The sequence below is a fragment of the Bradyrhizobium sp. S3.12.5 genome (assembly GCF_040548225.1).
Lineage (GTDB): Bacteria > Pseudomonadota > Alphaproteobacteria > Rhizobiales > Xanthobacteraceae > Bradyrhizobium > Bradyrhizobium cytisi.
This window is the reverse complement of record NZ_JBEPRF010000001.1, coordinates 241,016-259,369: the sequence shown is the minus strand read 5'-3', so window position 1 is coordinate 259,369 and position 18,354 is coordinate 241,016. Positions and strand designations below refer to the sequence as shown.

19 protein-coding genes are annotated in these 18,354 nt (G+C 64.9%); 7 read left to right on the top strand and 12 right to left on the bottom strand.

Going from position 1 to position 18,354, the window contains the following annotated elements:
* The first annotated feature begins 154 nt into the window (after window positions 1–154).
* From ABIC09_RS01215 to ABIC09_RS01205, 3 genes are all read left to right on the top strand, one after another.
* Complete coding sequence (locus ABIC09_RS01215) at window positions 155–1,036, top strand: DMT family transporter (protein ID WP_354108160.1); 882 nt, start codon at window positions 155–157, stop codon at window positions 1,034–1,036.
* Window positions 1,037–1,193: 157 nt separating this feature from the next.
* Complete coding sequence (gene radC, locus ABIC09_RS01210; RefSeq protein ID WP_148751850.1) at window positions 1,194–1,907, top strand: RadC family protein; 714 nt, start codon at window positions 1,194–1,196, stop codon at window positions 1,905–1,907.
* A 28-nt stretch (window positions 1,908–1,935) separates the two neighbouring features.
* Window positions 1,936–2,724 (top strand): bestrophin-like domain, encoded by a 789-nt coding sequence (locus ABIC09_RS01205; RefSeq protein WP_354108159.1) that lies wholly within the window; start codon window positions 1,936–1,938, stop codon window positions 2,722–2,724.
* A 9-nt stretch (window positions 2,725–2,733) separates the two neighbouring features.
* On the opposite strand, the gene ABIC09_RS01200 is transcribed toward ABIC09_RS01205, so the two are convergent.
* The 3 genes from ABIC09_RS01200 to ABIC09_RS01190 all read right to left on the bottom strand — a co-directional run bounded on the left by ABIC09_RS01200 (window position 2,734) and on the right by ABIC09_RS01190 (window position 7,412).
* Window positions 2,734–6,213: a DUF7379 domain-containing protein gene (locus ABIC09_RS01200; RefSeq protein WP_354108158.1), complete on the bottom strand. Its 3,480-nt coding sequence runs from the start codon at window positions 6,211–6,213 to the stop codon at window positions 2,734–2,736.
* A 216-nt stretch (window positions 6,214–6,429) separates the two neighbouring features.
* Window positions 6,430–6,816, bottom strand: a complete 387-nt coding sequence (locus tag ABIC09_RS01195) for a VOC family protein (RefSeq protein WP_354108157.1) — start codon at window positions 6,814–6,816, stop codon at window positions 6,430–6,432.
* A 14-nt stretch (window positions 6,817–6,830) separates the two neighbouring features.
* Window positions 6,831–7,412 (bottom strand): TetR/AcrR family transcriptional regulator, encoded by a 582-nt coding sequence (locus tag ABIC09_RS01190; protein WP_354036362.1) that lies wholly within the window; start codon window positions 7,410–7,412, stop codon window positions 6,831–6,833.
* 160 nt (window positions 7,413–7,572) lie between these two features.
* On the opposite strand from ABIC09_RS01190, the gene ABIC09_RS01185 reads away from it, so the two are divergent.
* Window positions 7,573–7,998, top strand: a complete 426-nt coding sequence (locus ABIC09_RS01185) for a Tautomerase enzyme (RefSeq protein ID WP_354108156.1) — start codon at window positions 7,573–7,575, stop codon at window positions 7,996–7,998.
* A 75-nt stretch (window positions 7,999–8,073) separates the two neighbouring features.
* Here the strand turns inward: ABIC09_RS01185 and ABIC09_RS01180 are convergent, their stop codons facing one another.
* Together ABIC09_RS01180 and ABIC09_RS01175 are read right to left on the bottom strand one after the other, a co-directional pair.
* Entirely contained in the window at window positions 8,074–8,379 is a 306-nt protein-coding gene (locus tag ABIC09_RS01180) for a YMGG-like glycine zipper-containing protein (protein ID WP_148751856.1), read from the bottom strand.
* A gap of 165 nt (window positions 8,380–8,544) precedes the next feature.
* The gene (locus tag ABIC09_RS01175; RefSeq protein ID WP_148751857.1) at window positions 8,545–8,919 is read right to left on the bottom strand and encodes a hypothetical protein; all 375 of its coding nucleotides are present in this window, start codon (window positions 8,917–8,919) and stop codon (window positions 8,545–8,547) included.
* Window positions 8,920–9,202: 283 nt separating this feature from the next.
* On the opposite strand from ABIC09_RS01175, the gene ABIC09_RS01170 reads away from it, so the two are divergent.
* Window positions 9,203–10,780 carry a peptidoglycan-binding protein gene (locus ABIC09_RS01170; RefSeq protein ID WP_354108155.1) on the top strand — a complete coding sequence of 526 codons (1,578 nt, stop codon included), beginning with the start codon at window positions 9,203–9,205 and terminating at the stop codon, window positions 10,778–10,780.
* On the opposite strand, the gene ABIC09_RS01165 is transcribed toward ABIC09_RS01170, so the two are convergent.
* From ABIC09_RS01165 to ABIC09_RS01135, 7 genes are all read right to left on the bottom strand, one after another.
* Window positions 10,777–12,057, bottom strand: a complete 1,281-nt coding sequence (locus tag ABIC09_RS01165) for an RNA polymerase sigma factor (RefSeq protein ID WP_354108154.1) — start codon at window positions 12,055–12,057, stop codon at window positions 10,777–10,779. The genes ABIC09_RS01170 and ABIC09_RS01165 overlap by 4 nt on opposite strands.
* A gap of 31 nt (window positions 12,058–12,088) precedes the next feature.
* Window positions 12,089–12,496 carry a YciI family protein gene (locus ABIC09_RS01160; RefSeq protein WP_354108153.1) on the bottom strand — a complete coding sequence of 136 codons (408 nt, stop codon included), beginning with the start codon at window positions 12,494–12,496 and terminating at the stop codon, window positions 12,089–12,091.
* 131 nt (window positions 12,497–12,627) lie between these two features.
* Window positions 12,628–13,320, bottom strand: a complete 693-nt coding sequence (locus ABIC09_RS01155) for an AprI/Inh family metalloprotease inhibitor (RefSeq protein WP_354108152.1) — start codon at window positions 13,318–13,320, stop codon at window positions 12,628–12,630.
* A complete protein-coding gene (locus tag ABIC09_RS01150; RefSeq protein WP_354108151.1) occupies window positions 13,320–14,309 on the bottom strand; it encodes a 2-hydroxyacid dehydrogenase in 990 nt (329 codons plus the stop codon). Before ABIC09_RS01150 ends, ABIC09_RS01155 begins: the two co-directional genes overlap by 1 nt.
* Window positions 14,309–15,127: an ABC transporter permease gene (locus ABIC09_RS01145; protein ID WP_354036376.1), complete on the bottom strand. Its 819-nt coding sequence runs from the start codon at window positions 15,125–15,127 to the stop codon at window positions 14,309–14,311. Before ABIC09_RS01145 ends, ABIC09_RS01150 begins: the two co-directional genes overlap by 1 nt.
* Entirely contained in the window at window positions 15,124–15,939 is an 816-nt protein-coding gene (locus ABIC09_RS01140) for an ABC transporter ATP-binding protein (protein ID WP_354108150.1), read from the bottom strand. Before ABIC09_RS01140 ends, ABIC09_RS01145 begins: the two co-directional genes overlap by 4 nt.
* 11 nt (window positions 15,940–15,950) lie before the next feature.
* Window positions 15,951–16,973, bottom strand: a complete 1,023-nt coding sequence (locus ABIC09_RS01135; protein ID WP_354108149.1) for an ABC transporter substrate-binding protein — start codon at window positions 16,971–16,973, stop codon at window positions 15,951–15,953.
* A gap of 155 nt (window positions 16,974–17,128) precedes the next feature.
* On the opposite strand from ABIC09_RS01135, the gene ABIC09_RS01130 reads away from it, so the two are divergent.
* Window positions 17,129–17,935: a creatininase family protein gene (locus ABIC09_RS01130; protein ID WP_354108148.1), complete on the top strand. Its 807-nt coding sequence runs from the start codon at window positions 17,129–17,131 to the stop codon at window positions 17,933–17,935.
* Window positions 17,936–18,074: 139 nt separating this feature from the next.
* Window positions 18,075–18,338 carry a hypothetical protein gene (locus tag ABIC09_RS01125; protein WP_354108147.1) on the top strand — a complete coding sequence of 88 codons (264 nt, stop codon included), beginning with the start codon at window positions 18,075–18,077 and terminating at the stop codon, window positions 18,336–18,338.
* Window positions 18,339–18,354: the final 16 nt, after the last annotated feature.

Below are 18,354 nucleotides of genomic sequence, written 5' to 3'. Positions count from 1 at the left end.
ATCGGACTCGATCGGACGATGAGGTCCGAATTCGGCCAGCCCGCGCCGCCGCTTCCTGATCATGCTGCCGGCAAATCCCGGAGCACACCGCATGAGCACGCAGGCCGAGCAGGCAACATCAGAACAAGCCACCCTCGCCTCCTAGATCGCCCTGTTGCTGCTGCTTTCGTTGATCTGGGGCAGCTCGTTCACGCTGATCAAGGTGGCGATCCCGTCGATTCCGCCGTTCACGATGGTCGCGACGCGCGTGACCCTCGCGGCAGGTCTTCTCCTTCTCATTGCGACGGCGCAGGGACACGCTCTCCCTCGCCAGGGATCGGTCTGGGCTGCCTTTCTCGTGCAAGGGGTGCTGCAAAGCGCGCTGCCATTCACCCTGATCAGTTGGGGCGAGGCGCATATCACAAGCGGCCTCGCCGGCGTGCTCAATGCGACACCACCGATGTTCGTGCTTGCGATTGCCTTGATGACGGGGCGCGGACGACAGGCGACCAGCGGCCGGACAATCATCGGCGTCGGTCTCGGCCTCGCCGGCGTCGCCATGACCGTGGGGATCGACGCGCTGTCGGGGATCGGCACGGCCGCGCCGCTGGCGCAGGCGGCCGTGCTCGGCGCGAGCCTTTGCTACGCGCTCGCACCGCTATGGGGGCAGCGGTTCAAGAAGCTTCCTGCGATCGTCACGGCGGCGGGCGCCATGAGCTGCGCCGCAATACTGATGCTGCCCGCGGCCGCGATCCTAGAGCGGCCCTGGATGCTGGCTCCGCCACCGGCGCAGGCGATCGCGGCTGTCATCGCGCTCGCAATCATCTGCACGGCGCTCGCGATGGTGATCTATTTCCGGCTGATCCGCACCATCGGCCCGCTCGGCACCACCAGCGGGAGTTATCTGCGGGCGGGATTCGCGGTGATGCTCGGCACAACCCTGCTCGGCGAGAGCTTTGCCTGGTCAATTCTGGCCGGAATGGCGCTCATTCTTACCGGGGTGATCACGGTCACGCTGCCCCCGCCGGCGCGACACGATCAGAAACCGCCGGGCTGATTGTCGTCACCTTCAAAGCCTGATCTTGCCATCCTGTTTGTCGATGACGATCTCATAGGCTGAACGGCGCGTCCTGCGGGCGGCAGCAAGACTGTCCGCGGGACACCATGACACTTCATGGTTGCAAAACGCGCCGGGTGCGGCATGGTTGTGCGCGATGCCCGCCAAAACCAAGGCCGACGACAGCAACCCCGAGGACGCGCCGCATTATCTCGGCCATCGCGAACGGCTGCGCGAGCGCTTCTACAGCGCCGGGGCCGACGCGCTCAGCGACTACGAGCTATTGGAGATGGCGCTGTTTCCGGCGCTGCCGCGGCGCGACACAAAACCTCTGGCGAAAACACTGATCAAGATCTTCGGCTCGTTCGCCGAGGTCGTCCATGCGCCGGTGGCGCGCCTGCGCGAGATCGACGGCGTCGGCGAAGCGGCCATCAACCAGCTCAAGCTGATTGCGGCGGCCGCGCACCGCGTCGCCAAGGGCGAGGTCAACAGCCGCAATGCGCTGTCGTCCTGGAACGAGGTGATCGCCTATTGCCGCACCAGCATGGCCTTCGCCGACAAGGAGCAGTTTCGCCTGCTCTTCCTCGACAAGCGCAACCAGCTCATCGCCGACGAGGTGCAGCAGACCGGCACCGTCGACCACACGCCGGTCTATCCGCGCGAGGTGATCAAGCGCGCGCTGGAGCTGTCGGCAACCGCGCTGATTCTGGTGCACAACCACCCTAGCGGCGATCCCTCGCCCTCGCAGGCCGATATCCAGATGACCAAGGCGATCATCGAGATCGCCAAGCCGCTCGGGATTGCCGTGCATGATCACATCATCGTCGGCAAGAACGGGCATGCCAGCCTGCGGGGGATGCGGCTGATCTGACGAGCTTCCGGGCAAATGATGAGATGACATGAGCGATTGGCTGCATAATTTGCCGGTGCCCGCGATGGCGCTGGTGATCTTCGGTTTCACCTATTTCCTGGCAGCAGCGGTGTTCGTCTGCGTCGCGCTGGTCGCGACAGAGGAACGCGCGAAAGCGCTGAAGGCGATCTCGCCGGGCATGCTGCCGGTGCTCGGCATCATCTTCGGCCTGTTCGTCGCCTTCACTGCGGCGCAGGTCTGGGGCGACAGCGACCGCGCTGGCGCCGCGGTGAGCCGCGAGGCCAGCGCGCTTCGCAGCGCCGTTCTGCTCGCGGCCGGACTGCCGGCGGAGCAGGAAGCCAAGCTGCGTGGGCTGGTGCGTGACTATGTCAGTCAAGCCGTCACGGTGGAATGGCCCGAGATGGCGCATCAGGAGGCTTCCCTGAAGGCGACGCCGCCGGCGCTCGCCGAGGCCTTGCAGCTGGTCGTCGCGACGACGCCGCAGGGTCGCGGGCAGGAGACCGCGCAGCGCGAGATCGTCGCCGCGCTGGAGCAGGCGCTGGATGCGCGGCGGCAGCGGATCATCGTCAGCCTGGCCTCGGTCAACTCGGTGAAGTGGTGGTGCCTGTATCTCCAGGCCTTGTGCGAGCTGCTGGTGATCGGCTTCGTTCATTGCGACAACCGCCTGGGATCGGCGATCGCGATTGCGCTGTTCGCGACCGGCGTCGCCACCTCGGCGCTCCTGATCGTGGCGCATGATCGTCCGTTCACGGGCCAGATATCGATATCACCGGAGCCTCTGCGCCAGATCATGCCGGAGGCCTCCGCCAAGCCCTGAGGCGCGATGTCAGTCGAAGGCGGCGAGCAGCGACTTCAACGCGGGCAGGTGCTCGGGTATCTGTTTCCTGAGCTCGCGTTCACAAATGGCGTCAAAGTGCTGCGATCCAACATCGAGCCGCATGTCCAATTCGCCGTTGTAGTAGAGCGGGCAGTGCTTGCCGCCGCCGGCCTTCCGTTTGTGCGTGCCGCGGTCTGCCAGGATACCCGTCAGCCCCTGCACGATTGCGTTTGCGATCATATGGTCGGCCGCAGGTCCCTGCGTCGGCTTGTCCTCGTAGACGGTGCCGAAGATGATGATGTTTTCCTGGCCGGGATCTGACCACCAGCACATATAGCCGGTGTGCGTATCGCCGCCTTCCTGATACATGATCGGCTTGTCGATGATGCAGAACAGAAAATCGACGCCGAATTCCTGGCGCTTGTTGTTCAACCCGCTTGCTGCGAGATTGGCGTTGAGTTGCAGGCCCTCTCCCTCCACGCGCTGCCAGGCTCCGAGCGGAACGGACATGTCGACAACCTCGAAGCCGAACTCGCCCTGGGCGACGTTCAAGCGCTGGACCGTGCGCTCGAGCTCCGGAAAGACATGGTTGACGTCCCACACGGCGACACGGAACTTGTGCAGCATGGTGGCGCGTCTCGCCGTGGTCGAGACCAGCGGTGTCAGCAATGCTTCCTTTGGCAGTGTGCGTCGCTCGCAAATGCGACCCTCGGGATCGCGGGCGTAGACAACCGGAACGGCCCAGTCGATCGTGTCGTGGCTGGTCGCGTAGTTGACCGCGATCCGCGCTTCCCGTGCCGCGCTTCCGTAGGAGTCTCCCTGCGCCAGCGACCAGTAGAAATGCTGTGAGAATTCGGTTGCGGCCTCATCGCGGACACTGAACTGGTTCGCAACAACGGCCGGAACGCCGTTCGCCACCAGCGCCGGCGCGATGCCGCGATTGAAGTCCGCCTTGCGCTGTTTCGTACCCCTCGCCTCGCCGCGTCCGGTTTCGCACGCGTTGAGGAAGATGAGCTGGATTCCACGCTTGCAGAGGATCTCGCAAATATTTCGCGCGCTGACCTCGCACACGGCGCCCTTGTCATCCTCGAAAACAAGGAAGCCCTGCCCGGTCTCGGTGTCGAAGGTGCCATGGCCGATGAAGTGCACGACGTCGTAGGGTGTCGCCGAGATCCACCGATGCAGCCGCGTCGGCGTCGTCGCACGCAGCACGTCGACCTTGACCAGGCCGGCATCGATCAGCGGCTGGAAGCTGCGCATGATAACGGCTTCTTCCTGCTCCGTAGAGAGCTTCGCGGTCCCGATCGGCTGTGCAACGGCCACCAGAATCCGCAACGGCCCCGACTTGGGCTTCGCAACCTCCACCGGCATCGCCGTCAGCGCATTGCGGACGAAATGCAGCTCCTGGGTCGCGAGGAACGTCTTGCGGTCCGGGTCGAACGCGAACTCCCAGGGCTTGTCGGCGATCCACGGAATCATCGACGTGAAGATCACGTTCAGATGGCCGTTGCGCTCCTCGCGCGATCGCGCCACGTCGTAGAGGCGACGCACCTCCCGCGGAAACAACGTGTCGAACAGCAGCGTCCCGTATTTGATGAGCTCTTCGTCGGTCGGCGCGTCGAAGCCGAGCTTGCCGTCGACGTAATTCTTCATGCGCTCATGCATGGCGATGATGTCATGCCACCTCTGCCCCGCTTCGCCGCCCCTGGCCGTAAAGGGCTCCACGATGCGTGCACCGCCATAGGTTGCCAACAGCTGGTACGGCTGCGGCGTCACGACACCACCTTTCTGCCCATCCCCGCCTGGCCGGGCAGGTCCGCCATCCTGCGCGAGGGGCCTGGGATCAATCAGCGTGAGCTGGAATGCATCGCTGAAGATCGAGAAATCGGACGGGCCCGGAAGCGGCGCCGGCACCACCGTCGCCGGCGGGGGCGCCGGCAGTTGTGCGGCCTGAGGCCGCAGCAACGCGGCCGGCCTTTCGACGAGGCTGCGCCGGCCTCGGCTGTCGGGGAGCGTCACCGAGGGATCGATCTCTGGCAATCCGTGTGGAGCTCCCGCCAGCGCCTGAAGCAGGAAGCTGGCGGTCTCGGCCCGGGCGAAGAAATTCAGATGATGCACCGGCGGCAGATTCGAGGGAAAGTTTCCGCCCGCGCCGAAGCAGCCGATCCGGTCTCCGGGGACCGACCCGTCGGTGCGATCAATCAGCCATCCACCGGCGCTCGGCACGACGAGGTCATTGGCGCCGGCGAAGAACGTGTCGACGCCGACGTCGACCATTCGCTCGAGGATATTGCCGGACGGGGTGAAGTTCGAGACCAGCGCGGCGTAAGCCGCAGCGGGCGGCGCGGGGGGCCCCTGCAAATCGGCCACCATCTCGCCACCCGTGTCCATGGCCGCGATGCCCGGCAAGGCACCACCCGCGCGCTGCGCAAGCCAGACCAGCGCGTCGGCAACGAATCCGGCGCCGAAGGTGAACGGATTCTCAGGGAACAGTTCGAGCAGATTGGCCAGCCAGCCGACGGTGGCTTCCCACCGTGCCGGCGTTGCCAGCGGCGTGCCATCATTGGGTGAGGCGACCAGCGCGGCGCGATTCAGCTTGAACCGGCTTGCCGTCGGCCCGAGCGCGCTCGCGCGTTCCACCAGATTGCGCAGCACGAGACCGCCGCGCGAATAGGTGATGACGTCGAATTCGGTCTCCTGATCGGGCAAGCCGGCGAGCAGGTCTTTCGCATTCTCTTCCGGCGTCTTGCTGACGCTGAAATGATCGAACGCATATATTCGATCGCCATACGCCGCCTGCAGCGGCGTGAAGAATTGCGGTGTGGCGAGCTCTTTGAACGACGAGGTGGTGTGTGAGAACGTCCCATGAAGGAACAGCAGTGCGCGTCCAGCCTGACCGCCGGCCGGCGCACCCGGCCGCAACGTGCCCGACGCCAGCGAATTCTGGTCGAGAGTGAACCATCCTTCGGAGAGACCCGCCCTCCTCCATAGCGCCGCCTCGACCGTGGCGGCGAGCGAGGGCAACAACGCATCGGCGATCTTGCCAGCCACTTTCAGGACGACCGCTTTGATGGCCGAGCTCACTATGCCGCGCCGCTCGGCCGCGATCGAGGCACCTCGCAGCGGGACGCGAAAGCGGAAGCTGGCCAACGCAGCCGATCGCCCTCTGCGCGCTCCGATTTCGATCTCGGGCGCATGGAACGTGAGCGCGCCGGAGGCGTGCCTGATCGCCAGCAGGTAGGATTCGTTCGCCGACGGGACCACCGACATGTCGACCATCGGCACGCCGGCCGCCCGACGCGTGGTCGTCGGGGCGAGCTCCATGGTGCGATCGATCGTCACCTGCGGCGCAATGAACTCGGCCGGGATCACCGGAACGGTGACCGCCGCTGTCGCAGCCGCGCGCCGGCCGCCTCGGCGGAGAGCCGCCGTGCCCTCGGAGACGACGGTCCATTCGCTGGCATTGTTCAGAGTAATCGATCGCGCCATGGAGACCCGCCTTTTCGGCAAATGCGGTCGGGGCGAACCGGCCTGGCGACAAGTGCCAGCCCGGGGCGAAAAAAATTGGTCAGCTCAATATGCTACCTTTAGTTTAGCGCGAGATGCGCGCTACGTAAAGGAGATGCGCGGTTTCGTCGCGCGAAACCTGCCTTTGCCCTGTCACTTGCCCTCCCCGAGCTACGCCGGCGCGCCGGCTGGGACGCGCTAGGCGCGCGCCAGCGTGCAGTTCAGCATCCATTGCACACCGAAGCGATCGGTGAGCTTGCCGTAATAGTCGCCCCAGGGCTGGATCCCGAGCGGCGTGGTGATCGTGCCGCCTTCGGCAAGGCGGGCGAACAGGTCCGTCGTTTCCTGCGCGTCGTCCATCATCAGGTGGTGCGCCGAGCCGCGCATCGGCTCCGCATCGTCGTTGTCGGATGCATAGAATTGGATACCTGGTCCTTCGAACCTTGCATGCAGGATCTTTCCCTGCATCGGTCCGGCGGCGCCGTGACGCATGACCTCGGTCACCTTGCCGAGGCCACAGGCGGCGTAGAAAGCGAGCGCCGCCTCGCAATGCGTCGTGAAGAAGAGATAGTTCGACATCTGCATCCGCGGGTCTCCTCTCAGGTCTCGGAACAGGCCTTGAGTGCAGCGGCGCGACAGGCGGACGCGATCGCAGCGCTGACATCCTTGTCGGCGACGGCCCGTGCCATCGTGACACCGCCGGACAGGATCGAGAGCAACGCCCAGGCACGCGCGCGTCTGTCCTTGGGCGAGCGGCCCGGCAAACCGCCCGCAACGGCGTTCACGACGCCCTCGATCTCGGCCTCGAACACGGTCTTGATTGCAGCATCGGCGCGCTGCACCTCCGAGGTCAGGCTCTGCAAGGCGCAGCTCGAACCGAGCTCGCAGACCCGCTTTTGCCCGAGATAGAAATCGACGAATGCCGCGACCCATTTGGCGCCGTGCTCGGCACGCAGGCTTTCGACGCCTTGGCGCAGCTCCTGCAGGCCCGCCACCAGCGCGGCCTTGAATGCCTCACCCTTGGAGGAGAAGTGCCCGTAGAACGCGCCGGAGGTGACCTCGGCCTCCTTGGCGAGGCCGTCGACACCGATGCCGCCATAGCCCTGGCGGCGAAAGCCGCGGCCGGCGGCCGCGACCATGCGCGCGCGAGCTTCTTCCTTGTGTCCGGACTTGTATCGCACCACCGCACCTTTAGATATAACGATCGCTATTTTAATATTGACGGCATCGCCCTCTCCGTGCGAATGCAGTCACGATCGTTATATAACGATCGCAATATTATTGCAAGCCGCGATCGCATCCGGCGCTCGCGACGCTCGTATCATGAAGGGAGATCCAATCATGCCGATCACCGTCGTTGCCACGGATGGCATCTTCAGTGCAGCCGCCGAGCAGACCATGTTCGCCGAGCTGACCGCCTCGTTTCTCAGGCATCACGATCTCGTGGGCAATGCGTTCATCACGCCGAACGTGATCGGCGAGATCAGCACTGTCCCGAAAGGCCGGTCCTTCGCCGGCGGGTCGTCGAACGACATCGTCGTGGTCGAATTGAAGGTCCCGTCCTTCGCGCTGGCGGCGCCTGCGCAAAAGGCGGGCTTCATCGCCGAGGCCACCGAGATCGTGTTCAACGCAGCGGAAGGCCGCCATCCGCGCGAGCGGATCTTCGTTAACATGGTCTATGCGGTGGACGGCCTGTGGGGCATCGGCGGCAGGGCCTACACCAATGCCGAGCTCGGCGATGCAGTCAGTCGGGCCAGCGCTGCCTAGGCACAGCGATCAGAGATGGCTGCGCCGGCGCATGCGAGACGGCGCCGGCGCATCGTCTGTTCAGTAGCAGTATGTTCAGTAGCAGTATCTTGGATCGACCGGGACGTAGCGGCCGTCCGGGCGCTGCATGTAGCAGCCGCGCTGATAGGCGTAATAGCCGGACCGGCGACGCTCGCCTTCGGAGGCGATCGCAGCCCCCGTGCCGGCGCCGACGACGGCACCGATGGCGGCGCCGCGGCCACCGCCGATCGCTCCGCCCAGGATCGCTCCGCCCACGCCGCCAATGATGGCGCCACCGACAGCGTCCTGCGCCACCGCGTCATGGACCGGGACGGCCATCGCGACTGCGAAACACGCTGCAACTCCAAGACGTCGAAGCATCCCGAATCCTCCCATCTGATGCGCCAGTCATAGCGTTTGGGACGATCCCGGACCAGAATAATCGCGCGAATCCGGCTCGCTTCCCGCCCTTTACGTCACGGGCCAGCCTGTCGCGACAACGGCCGATCCTGATCAGCCTCGGACTAAGGGTAGGCTTGCCCGCGGCTACGGCTCGACCCAGCGCTGCACGGCTTCCGCCGTGTCGGCAGGCGTCGTGTTGAAGCAGATCGCGGCCTGCGGCGCCAGGTGGTGGACCAGGTTGAGCACCTTCTCGAACAGCAGCAGCCGTTCCTTCGGCTCACGCAGGCCGGCACCGATAACGATGCAATCGAAGTGCTCATCGCGCAACGCGGCCGTTACGGCCGCCTCCGCAGCAACGTCGAGATCGATCAGGCAGCTCGTGACCTCGTAGCCGAGGCCGCGCAGGCGTAGCAGCTGCGCTTCGATATAGTTGCGGACGAGCGCCGGCGTGAGCTGCGGAAACGCACTGTAATCCGCACTGCCGGGTTCGATGCCGATCGCGAGAACACGCTTGGCCATCGCAGGATTCCCTGAGCAGACCGTCTCCGGTGCTAACGGACGGCCGCCCGGCCGGTTCCCGGAGTGCGCGTGGCGACCGCGCGTTCGCGCGTACGGCGCTGATGTTGCGTCCTTTGACCGCAACCTTTCGCGCTGCACGTGTAAGCCATTTCACATGCACTGCGGCGATGGCCTGCCACATTTGCCAAACCACGCCCAGAGCTCGCGCCCACCGGCGGTGGCACGCGGCTCACGCCTGATTTGCACAACCAACCGATAATTTAACAATTCGCGGGAGCGGGAGATGGTGTCATACGAGAATCTGAAGAGCGGGTATGAGAGGAACTGGGCCAATCTCCAGATCCGGCCCGCACGCCTTGGCGAGGCCAGCGCGACGGCACGCAAGGCCATCAACGGCAAGGCGACCTATCAGCAGGTCGAGCGGCTGTCCGGTGTGCCCTGGTATTTCGTCGCGCTCTGCCATTATCGCGAATCCAATTTCGATTTCGACACCTACCTCGGTAACGGCGAGACATTGAAGCGCGTGACGTGCCTCGTCCCGAAAGGCCGCGGCCCGTTCGCCTCGTTCGTCGACGGCGCCGTGGATGCGCTGCGGATCCAGCACTTCGTCGGCACGCAGGACTGGTGCATCGCGCGCACCCTGTACCGGCTCGAATGCTTCAACGGCCTCGGCTATCACGCCAAGGGCGTCAACTCGCCCTATCTCTACGGCGGCTCGACCCTGTACGGACCGACCGAGGCAAACGCCGGCAAGTTCGTCGCGGACCACGTCTTCGATCCGAACCATGTCGATTCCCAGCTCGGCACCGCCGTTATCCTGCATGCGATGATGTCGCAGGATTCCTCGATCGCGATCGACGACGGCCCGTCCATTGCCTCCCATTCCGAGCCCGACGAGGACGTGGCCTCGTCGGTCCTGCTCATGCAGCAGACGCTCAACAAGCTCGGCGCCAATCCGCCGCTCGACGAAGACGGCATCAGCGGACCGAAGACCAAGGCCGCGGTCTCGCAATTTCAGCAACAACACGCCCTCGCGGATACCGGCCTGCTCGACGGCACCACGATCGCCGCCATCACGCGCGCGGGAATGCAGCCGATCCGGACGGCGAATGTCGATCTTTTCCAGATCCTCAAGCGACTGGATGATATCTCACAGGTCGTGCAGTCAGGAGGCACAACACCTGCATTGGCAGGCGCGACGTCAGGCGGACAGTCGGTCGATCTGTCTCAAATCCTGAGCCGATTGGAAAATCTCGCACAGCTCATACAATCGGGAGCAACGACGCCAACCCCGATAGCGACCCCATCGACAGGAACGGCGCCCCTAGCGCAGTCGATTCAGCTACCCCAGATCCTGAACCAGCTGCAGAGCCTCACGCAGGCCTTGCAGTCGGGAGCGACAAATCCGGCGAACCCGACAGCGGCGGCCAGCACGACAGTCAGCGTACTCGGGCAGCTCCTCTCTCTCATCACCAGGACAGTGCCGGGGACGGCGGCGGCAAATCCCGCTCCGGCCGATCAGCTCAAGCAGCTCGTCGACCTGCTGGGCACACTGCTCGGCAACAAACCCGTACTCGGCCAGGTCAACGGCGCGCTCGGCGAAACCATCGGCAAGCTGCTGGACGGCAAGAAGACGGCACTCGGCATCGGCGGCGCGCTCATCACCGCGCTGCTCTCTGCCGTGAGCGCGACCCCGAGTGCCGGCGGTCTTGCCGGGCTGCTCGGGACGATCGCGACCGCGGTGCCAGGGCTTGGCCAGTTCGCCCTCCCGATCTCGCTGGCGCTGACGGCCTGGGGCGTGCTTGGCAAGCTGGAGAAATGGGCCCAGGGCACCGCGCCGCCGCCCAAGCCGACAACCTAGATATCCTGTGCATGGAGCGCCGCGGCGCGGCGCTCCATCAGCGCGCGCTCTCGCCCGTTGGTCGCAAGATGCGCGGCGGCCTCGAACGCCTGCCGCGCCTCTGCGAGCCGTCCGAGCTTTTGCAGCAAATCACCACGAACCGCCGGCAGATGATGATAGGCCGACAGCGCCGGCGTGCCAGCAATCTTGTCGAGCACGTCGAGTCCGGCCTGCGGTCCTTCGGCCATGCCGACCGCGACCGCGCGATTGAGCTCGATGACCGGCGAGCGCACCAGAAGCGCCAGCTCGGCGTAGTGCTGCGCGATGCGCCGCCAGTCGGTGTCCGCGGCCGTCCCCGCCGTGGCGTGACACGCCGCAATCGCAGCCTGAAGCGTGTAAAACCTTCCCTCACCGCCGAGCTCGCGGGCACGTTCGAGCGCGCGCACACCGCGACGGATCTGCGAACGATCCCAGAGCGTGCGATCCTGGTCCATCAGCAGGATGGGATCGCCGTTCGCGTCGGTCCGCGCGCCAGCCCGTGCCGCATTCAAATCCATCAGGGCGACGAGGCCGTGAACCTCGGGTTCGTCCGGGGCGAGGCCGGCGAGCACGCGGGCCATGCGCAGTGCCTCGTCGCAGAGCTGCGGCCGCAGCCATTCCTCGCCGCGCGCCGCGAGGTAGCCCTCGTTGAAGATCAGATAGACGACCTCCATCACCGAGGCGAGACGCTCCGACAGAGCCTCGCCGGCCGGCGTCTCGTAGGCGAGGCCGGACCCGGACAGTGTTCGCTTGGCGCGGACAATGCGCTGGGAGATGGTTGCTTCCGGAACGAGATAGGCGCGCGCGATCTCGGACGTGGTCAAGCCGCAGATCATCCGCAGCGCCAGTGCCGCGCGCGCCTCGCGCGACAGGATCGGATGACAGGCGGTGAAGACCAGCCGCAACAATTCATCGCCGATATCATCGTCGAGCGCAGCGTCGAAATCGGGCACGATCTCCTGCTCCTGCAACATGTCGCGCGCCAGCATGTCGTGCTTGTCCGCCAGCATCCTGCCGCGACGCAGGACATCAAGCGCACGGCGCCTTGCGGTGGTCATGAGCCAGGCGCCGGGATTGTCGGGCACGCCGATGATCGGCCAGGCTTCCAGCGCCGCAACCAGCGCATCCTGGGTCAGCTCTTCCGCAAGTGGCACGTCGCGCAGCATCCGCGCCAGCGTCGCGATCAGCCGTGGCTGCACGACGCGCCAGGTGGCGTGAATCGTGGCACGGATAATCTGATCGATGTCGGCGGCCGTCATCGCCGCCGACCCGGAAGGGCTGTCGTGACCATCAGGCGTGCGCAGCTACCCCTGACCGCGCGTCGACCTCGCAGGCCCCATCCACGCCCGGCGTGGCGAAGGCCCGCAACTCGCAGGTGCCGTCCCAGCCCGGCATGTGATCGAGGTGCAGCTGCATGAACTCCTTGGCCATGGCCAGGGCTTCCGCCTTGTCGCGCAACTCGAAAATGGCGTAGCCGCCGACCACTTCCTTGGCCTCGATGAAGGGACCGTCGATGACGCTGAGCTCGCCGTCGACGATCCGCACGCGCGCGCCGGTCGCAAGCGGCATCAGGCCGCCATTGTCGATCATCCGGCCGGCCTTGATTTCCCGCTCGGAAATCTTCTGCATGGCCTCCATCAGCGCCGGGCTCGGGCCCTTCATCGGCTGGCTGGAGGTGACGATGTACATGAAGCGCATGCAAAACTCCTGTTGAGGCGAGACGCGGCCGGCTCGGCCGCGCGATCAGCTCGCTATTGGGATGACGATCTGACCGGGGCCGGATCGACATGACCGCAGGAAAAATTGCGAGGGGAAAACCGGAACGGCGCCTATTGGCGCAGCATGATCAGGGGATCGGCCGTATCGGGAACCCGACGCCATTGTGCGTTGTCGTCGGCCTCGAACTGCCAGACGTCGCCCGATTTCGACATCAGGATGATCTGGCCGCGCTCGAGCCGCCATTGCGTCGGGTTAAATTGGGCGATCGCCGCATCGCATTTCGGCTTGAGGAAGACCTGGAAATTGTCCTGATCGGCTTCCGTGTTGGTCAGCGTCAATCCGCAGACCGGCTGGCCGTTGCCGCGCACCATGGCCCAGTCGCCGATCATCTGATCCATCGACTTGGCCATCGAGCGGGCGGCGGCGAGGTCCTGCAGGATATAGACGCCCTCGCCCTGCCGCAGGCCTTCGAAGATGCCGGCCTCGACCTCGGTGAAGTCGATCACGGATTCACCGGTCGCATCCTGCAAGCGGACGATGTCGAGCCCCTTGACGCTCCAGGCGACGATGTCCTTGGTGAACGGAAGCGCGGTCTTGCAGGCCGGCTCGAGCTCGAGCTTGAAACCCTGCGCCCCGGCGTCGCTCTTCATCGTGATGACACAGGTCTTGCTGCGTTCGGTGGTCGAGAGCTCCCATTGTCCGGGCATTTCCTTCTTCAGGGTCGTCGCATCCTGCGCACGCGCAAGGCCGATCGCGGCGGCACAGGCCGCAATCAGCAAAGCAACGGCCCGAAGAACTCTCATCAGCGCCCCTTGAACGGCGTTTCCGCAACCGGCGTCAGCGGCGCCTTGCCGGCGAACCAGGACTTGAGGTTGTCGACCACGAGCTGGTCCATGGCGTTGCGCGTCACCACGGAGGCCGAGCCGATATGCGGCAGCAGCACGACGTTCTGCATGGCCTTGAGCTCCTCCGGCACGCTGGGCTCGGCCGCGAACACGTCGAGGCCGGCGGCGAGGATGGTGCCGGACTTCAGCGCCTGGACCAAGGCCTGCTCGTCGACCACCGAGCCGCGCGCGACGTTAACCAGCACGCCGCGCGGGCCGAGCGCCTTGAACACCTCGGCATTGATCATCTTGTCGGTCGAGGCGCCGCCCGGCACGATCACCATCAGCGTGTCGACCGCCTTCGCCATCTCGATCAGGTCGGGGTAGTGCTTGTAGGAAACGTCCTTGGACGGATTGCGCGAGTGATAGACCACCGGCACCAGTGAGGCATCGAGCCGGCGCGCGATCGCCTGACCGATCCGGCCCATGCCGACGATGCCGACCTTGCGGTCGCGCAGCGAGCCGACGCTGAGCGGATAGTTCTGGGTCTGCCAGAGGCCGGAGCGGACGTAGCGGTCCGCCTTGATGAACTCGCGCACGGTGGAGATCAGCAGGCCCATCGCGACGTCAGCGACCTCCTCGGTCAGCACATCAGGCGTGTTGGTGACGATGATGTTGTGCTCGGCGGCGTATTTGGCGTCGATGTGGTCGTAGCCGACGCCGAAGCTCGCCACCATCTCGATCCCGGGCAATTGCGACAGCGAATCCCTGTCGGCACGGACGGTGTGATAGGTCACCGCGACGCCGCGGATCTTTTCGCGGATCGCCGGCGTCAGCCGCTCGAGGTCGCCTCGCGTCTCGGCCTTGTGCACGACGAAATGATCGGAAAACCCGTTCTCCAGGATCGGCCGCACCGGCCCATAGATCAGAAGGTCGATCTTGTCGGACGAAATCGAACCGGTAGACATCAGTTTTCCTTTCCAAGCGCGCTCTCGTGCCAGCGCCGTAAAACGAGGTGGGAAACTAGCGCCAGCACCCCATAGATGACAATCCCGGCCAGCGACAACAAAAGCAGCGCTGCGAACATGCGGGGTATGTTCAATCGATAGCCGGATTCGGCGATTCTGTAGGCGAGACCTGAGCCGGCGCCCGCCGTTCCCGCCGCGATCTCGGCGACGACCGCGCCAATCAGCGACAGGCCGCCGGCGATGCGCAGGCCGCCCAGAATATAGGGCAGCGCCGCAGGCAGCTTCAGGAAGCGCAGGGTTTGCGGCGGCGAGGCGCCATAGAGCTGGAACAGGCCGGCGAGGTTGCGGTCGACCGAATTCAGCCCGAGCGTGGTGTTCGACAGCACCGGGAAAAAGGCAACGATGAAGGCGCAGACGACGACCGCGGTCTGCTGCTCCAGATAGATCAGGAGCAGCGGCGCGATCGCGATCACCGGCGTCACCTGCAGCACGACGGCATAGGGGAACAGCGAATATTCCACCCATTTCGACTGGTTGAACAGCAGCGCCAGCGCGATGCCGCCGATGCTCGCAGCGACAAAACCTTCCAGCGTCGTCAGCAGCGTGGTGGCGAGCGATTGTGACAGCACCGCCCAGTCCTTGATCAGCGTCAGGAAGATGACCGACGGCGCCGGCAGCACATAGGGCGGGATCTCCCGGATGCGCACCACGAGCTCCCAGGCGGCAAGGCAGGCCGCGAACACGACGACGGGCAGCACGAAGCGCACCGCGCTTTGCGCGCCGGACGGCTTTGCGATGACGGGGGCTTGCGCGTTCATAGCATCGACTGTCCCGAGTAGGACGGCGCCAGCGCGGCCGATACTTTCCGGCAATAATCCGAATAAGCCGCCGAGGTGCGAAACTCCTCACCGCGCGGCTCGACGGTCTCGATGCGGATGTCGGCCTGGATGCGGCCGGGCCGCGCGGTCATGACGACGACGCGCTGCGACAGATAGACGGATTCGAACACCGAATGGGTGACGAAGATGACGGTCTTGCCAAGGCTGCGCCACAGTGCGAGCAGATCGTTGTTGAGGCGGAAGCGCGTGATCTCATCGAGCGCCGCGAACGGCTCATCCATTAAAAGGATATCAGGATCGGTGACGAGCGCGCGCGCCAGCGACACCCGCATCTTCATGCCGCCGGACAATTCGCGTGGAAAAGCGTTGGCGAAATCGGCGAGACCGACGCTCGCCAGCGCCGCGTCGGCCCGCGCCCGCCCTTCGGCTTTCGGGATGCCGCCAAGCTTCAAGGGCAGCCGCACGTTTTCGCGCACACTGGTCCAGGGCATCAGGGTCGGCTCCTGGAACACGAAGCCGATACCATGGCCGATCTGCGCCGGGCCTTCATGACGCGACATCCGCACCGTGCCTGATGATGCCGCGCTGAGCCCCGCAATCAGCCTTAGCGCCGTCGACTTGCCGCAGCCGGAGGGCCCGAGCAGCGAGATGAACTCGCCCTTGCGCACCGCGAGGTCGAAGGGACCGAGCGCCATGACGCCGTTGTCATAGGTCTTCGTTACGCCGCGCAGGCTGACGGCGAGCGCCGTCAGGCTGGCCTCGACCGCGGGCGTAGTTTTGGCGTCTGACATCAACGCTTGCGTTACGGCTTGGCGGGGCGCAGCTCGACACCGACGCCCTTGTTGACGAAGCGCAACGTGTAGGACTTGCGGAAGTCGAGATCGCCCTTCACGACGCCGGCCTTCACCATCTTGTTGAAGAAGGAGGTGTAGCGATCGTCGCTCATCGCGCCGATGCCGTTCTTCAAGGATTCGCCGGAATCGACGATGCCGTATTCCTTCATCTTGGCGACGGAATAGGCGAGCAGATCGTCGGTCATCTCCGGATTGAGCTTCTTGATCATGGCATTGCCGGCGGAATTGTCGCCGTAGATGTAATTGTACCAGCCGATCATGGAGGCATCGACGAAGCGCTGCACCAGGTCCGCCTTCTTCTCGACCAGGTCGCGGCGGGTCTCGATCAGGGTCGAATAGGTGTTGAAGCCGGCATCGGCGAGCAGGATGACGTTGGGCTTGAAACCGGCGGCTTTCTCGACGGCGAAAGGCTCGGAGGTGACGTAGCCCTGCATCGCGCTCTTGGGGTTGGCGATGAAGGGCTGCGGATTGAAATTATAGGGCCGGACGTTCTTCTCGCTGAAGCCGTATTCGGACTTCAGCCACTGGAAGTAGCTGCCCATGCCCTCCTTGGAGACGAACAGCGTCAGCGGCTTGAGGTCCTCGATCTTGGTGACCTTCGCATCCGGCTGCGTCAGCATCACCTGCGGGTCTTTCTGGAAGACCGCGGCGATGGTCACCACGGGGACGTTGTTAGCGACCGCGTCGAACGACATCAGCGTGTTCGCGGCCAAGAAGAAATCGATCTTGCCGGCGATCAGCAGCATCCGGTTGTTCTCGTTGGGCCCGCCCGGAACGATGGTGACGTCGAGCCCATATTTCTTGTAGGTGCCGTCGGCGACCGCCTGGAAGAAGCCGCCGTGCTCGGCCTCGGCGACCCAGTTGGTGCCGAAGCTGACCTTGTCCAGGGTTTCCGCGCGCGCCGGCAGGATCGACACGACCGTGGCCAGCAAGCCTGCCGTTAACGCTCGCCGCAGATGGGGAGGGCTCATGATGGGACTCCGTCGATCGTTTCTGGCCCAATCGCTTCTGGCTCATGCCAGACCAACGCGATAAAACCGCAAGACATTCGGGGACGCGAACCGGCCAGGCCCGCGTCCCCTCCATAACACCAAACTACGTGACAAATTCGGGCAAAGAAACCTTGATGACGCCTTCGCGCGACTGGACCGAGATCCGCTGGGCCGATGCGAACCCTGCGGACGTATCGCGCTGGATCGCGGTGCTACCGCTGGCCGCGACCGAGCAGCACGGCCCGCATCTGCCGCTCGAGACCGACGTGCTGATTGCGGAGGCCTATCTTGCGCGGGTGCAGGAAGTGCTGCCCGCGACCATTCCGGCGACCTTCCTGCCTGTTGAGCCCATCGGCATCTCCACCGAGCATATCGACTATCCGGGCACGCAGACGCTGCCGACCGAGGTGGCGCTGAAGCGCTGGACCGCGATCGGCGGGGATATCGCGCGACGCGGCGTGAAGAAGCTCGTCATCATCACCAGCCATGGCGGCAACAGCGCGGCGATGATGCTGGTGGCGCAGGATCTTCGCGCGCATCAGAAGCTGCTCGTGGTGACGACATCATGGTCGCGCCTGTCGGCTGCAGAAAAACTGTTCCCGGCCGATGAAGTGCGTCACGGCATCCATGGCGGCGCGGTCGAGACCTCGATCATGCTGGCGCGCTATCCCGATCAGGTGCGTGTGGATGCGATCGCGGATTTTCCTGCGAGCAGCATCGCGATCGAGAAACAATATCGCTGGCTTTCGACGCAGCGGCCCGCGCCCTTTGCCTGGCAGGCCCAGGATCTCAACGCCAGCGGCGCCGTCGGCAATGCGACACTGGCCGTCCTCGAGAAAGGCGAGCAGCTCATCGACCAAGGCGCGCGCGCCTTTTGCGAGCTGCTGGCCGAGGTCGATAACTTCGACGTGAACAGGCTCGCCAAAGGCCCCCTTGGTTAGCTCGCATCTATCTGAAATCCTTCGGGAAAGAGCTGCATTCCCAGACCACCTAGGGCGCCTTCGAACCGGTTTCGGCAAGCCTCCGTCCAATTGAGCACGCGGACCACATCGGACCGCCTCAACCCGGATGGAGTTTCACATGTCGATCAAGACCAAGATTGCCGCCGTCGCTCTCGCCGCCCTCACCGTCACCGCTGGCGTCGCATCCACCACGTCGACCGCTCAGGCCAAGCCGCTCGGCTGGGGCTGGGGTGTCGGCGCCGGCATCGCCACCGCCGCCATCGTCGGCACCGCGGTCGCCGCCAGCAGCCAGCCCTATTACTACGGCTATCACCGCTGCGGCTGGGTCGCCCAGTACAACGCTTACGGCCAGTTCGTCGGCAACGTTCGTACTTGCTACTGATTTGAGGTTCTGAGGC